Genomic DNA, 3033 nt, shown 5'->3' with positions numbered 1-3033 from the left:
AACAAATTCTTCAGGAGCTAAACGACGGGCAGAAAAAATTTCTTCCCGTCGTTTAGCTCCTGAAGAATTTGTTCAAGATATGCGTTTAGCAGCAGCTATATATTGGTATCAAAAAGGGGAAATTTCTCAAGAAAAAGCAGCTCAAGTTGCCGGGTTAAACCGTCGAGATTTTCTCGCTAGTTTGGCAAGGGAAAAAATAGATGTGTTTAATGTTGATTTGAAAGACTTGCAACGGGAGTTAGACCGTGGCTGAATTTCCCGCAGTAAATACTTCCCCTTTGATTTTTTTGACTCAGGCAAATTTGCTCGACTTCCTACAAATACTGAGTCCGAAAATTATTGTTCCTCAAGCAGTTAGTCAAGTAGGGTGTCTTAGCGTTTGCGCAGCATTCCGTAGGAAAGCGTAACGCGCCGAAATATTGGGGATAGGCGGTGCGTTACATTTCATTAACGCACCCTACTTGACTTGACTGAGCGAAATATTGGGGATAGGCGGTGCGTTACATTTCATTAACGCACCCTACTTGACTTATTTTCAAAGTAAAGCCAAACGCTGATTAGACGAATAACCAGAAAAAATCCGTGCTATTTGCGATCGCTCAATCTCAAGATGCTGTTCTAACACACTAGAAATCACATTCCGAAAGTCCGTTGTCACCGCTAAATCCCGTCTCTGAAACAATTCTGACTCATCCAAACCAGGCCATTGTCCGTAAACCTGACCCCCACGCACGCCACCACCTAAAACCCACATTACATTACCATGACCATGATCGGTGCCACCATTACCATTTTCTTTCACCGTGCGACCAAATTCTGACATTACTAAAATCACAGTATCTGAGTAAAGCGGGCCCAACTCCTGAACTAAAGTAACTAAACCTTCCCCCAGAGGTTTTAATCGTCTTGCTAAAGCACCTTGACTGCTTCCTTGGTTAACATGAGTATCCCAATTACCGAGAGCGAGAAACCCTAACTGTGTTTTGGAATCACCAACCATAATTTGAGCTAAATTTTTGGCATCGGCAGCAAAACCTTGTGGAGGTGGTGCTCCCGCTGAAGCTTCTTCCATTTCTTGCTCTAAGTCAGCTAAAAGTAAGTCTCTTGCTCGGCGACCTTCTTGGTAAACTCTACTAAGTTCGTCATTGCTGCTGTAAAGGCGATCGAATGCTTCATAAATTTTGGGGCGGTCTATGGGTAAACTACGGGTTGATTTTCTCCCCGTGGGAAGACTAGCAACTGGCATTGTACCCATGAGAATGCGAGGCGGTGTATCTCCTAAGCTTACTGCTTGAGTTGGTTTATCTTTTGGGAGATTTGCTAACAAACGATTCATCCATCCATCGGGTATTTTTTTATTACCAGGAATACCTGTTTCCATATAATATTGAGCATCAAAATGGGAGCGAGTGTCGTTGTTTGAACCGCAGGCGTGAACAAATGCTAAACTGCGATTTTGCCAGAGGGGTATGATACTTGTTAGAGCAGGATGTAAGCCAAATTGGCCGTCTAAGTCGATCGCTCCTTCTGGTTCTCCTGGAGCAGGAATTGCTATTTTTGGTCGTGCATCATAATAATTGTATTCCTGATGAGGAATAACTACATTTAATCCATCAACTCCTCCTCGGAGAAAAATAACTATTAATCGTTTACGGTTGTTGGTTTGAGCTAATGCTTTTGCTACCCAACCATGACTACCAACAGATATTATTCCTGAAGCTGATAGTAAGCTAGCAAATTGTAAAAAATTACGTCTTTTCATATTATATCAAATCCGGTTAAACAGTTTTAGAATGGTTAAGTCTTTAGGAGTCAGTCCTCAGGAGTCAGGATTAGAGAGAATAACTTTGATGAGCGTAGTTATGACGATTGGAAGATTTTTTTATGTCCAATTAAACTGATTTGATATTACCTCTAATATTAAATCCAGTTGAATACTTATTATACCAATTCCCGAAAGTAATGCTATACTTCAGTTCTACTTCAACAGTCAAATATTTACCAAGATTCAAAGTCTTTTTTTGACAATTATTAGTCGGTTAGTATAGATTTTTCCTACTTTCAACCCTCCCCCCACCTCCCACACTTCCCACACTTCCCACACTTCCCCACCCAATCATACATAGCATTCTTGCGTGAGAAATGGTATTATATAGCTGGGAGTAGAGGTGGGTCCTCACCCTGCAATACTTCTAAAACTTATGGGAAGGGATAGATTTCCTACTCCCTACTTTTAGAAGAGATGTCTAATATCATGTCTGGATAAGAGCGCGATAGAACTCCGTTCCGTTTACGCTACCAAAAAACTTTATCCTTCTACTCAGGGTTTCTTATTCTTTCTTTCCTCCTGACTCCTGACTCCTGACTCCTGACTCCTCAAGAATTAAGATTAATATCATACCCTAATTTACCAACGCCTATTTTTCCATCATTTCTGGACTACCTAAAATTAAAGCTGATTGTAAACTATCTGGACTATTGCTAATTACGGCTTGAGTTTGGGTAGAAAAATTATTTCCTAAAGTTGCCCTAAGTTGCCGATGATTTATCCGTCTTGGTTGCCCTTGGTTTAACTGACCACGAGATATAATTGTCGCAAAGCTAATTCGACGCATCATGGCATCGGGATTTAACCATGCTTCTTTAGTGTTTTTATAACCGTCAGGAGTTTTACAAGCATAAAGCTTCATTCCTAATTGTTCTAAAATTCGTTTAATTCTCCCCCATCTTGGTTTGTCAGTATTGGTTGCTCTAGCAGCAGAAACAATATATTGATAAGGGGTTTTAAATTTGCTCTTATAATATTTTTCATTCCAGAATTCAGGACTATTAAATAAAGTTTGTAACACATCACGAATGTTGCCGTTGGTTTCTTGAAATCTTTTAGCTAATTTATTAACTAGGCTACCGGGAGGCCGATCGGCAACAAAATATTGAGCTAATTTATAACTAATAAAACGGGCAGTAGATGGATGACTTGCGAGAATATCTAAGGCTTTTTCTCCTTCATCTATTCCACCACCTTTAATGGGA

At 40.2% G+C, this 3033-nt stretch carries 3 protein-coding genes; 1 reads left to right on the top strand and 2 read right to left on the bottom strand.

Annotated features, from left to right (window positions below; translation table 11 throughout):
* Positions 1-37: 37 nt before the first annotated feature.
* Positions 38-253 (top strand): UPF0175 family protein, encoded by a 216-nt coding sequence (locus tag F6K13_RS25905; RefSeq protein WP_287288840.1) that lies wholly within the window; start codon positions 38-40, stop codon positions 251-253.
* 282 nt (positions 254-535) lie between these two features.
* On the opposite strand, the gene F6K13_RS25900 is transcribed toward F6K13_RS25905, so the two are convergent.
* Together F6K13_RS25900 and F6K13_RS25895 are read right to left on the bottom strand one after the other, a co-directional pair.
* Positions 536-1762, bottom strand: coding sequence for a DUF1501 domain-containing protein (locus F6K13_RS25900; protein ID WP_287288839.1), 1227 nt, complete (start codon positions 1760-1762; stop codon positions 536-538).
* Between the two features lie 655 nt (positions 1763-2417).
* Positions 2418-3033 (bottom strand): DUF1800 family protein (locus tag F6K13_RS25895; RefSeq protein WP_287288837.1); only part of this gene is annotated, 616 nt, incomplete at its 5' end.

Source organism: Okeania sp. SIO2B9 (assembly GCF_010672505.1).
Classification (GTDB): domain Bacteria; phylum Cyanobacteriota; class Cyanobacteriia; order Cyanobacteriales; family Microcoleaceae; genus Okeania; species Okeania hirsuta.
Note: the sequence above shows the minus strand (reverse complement) of the source record. Positions and strands in the feature narration are given on the sequence as shown.

Coding starts and splice junctions, on each gene's coding strand:
- F6K13_RS25900 (WP_287288839.1), bottom strand. CDS start 1,762: ATGAAAAGACGTAATTTTTTACAATTTGCTAGCTTACTATCAGCTTCA.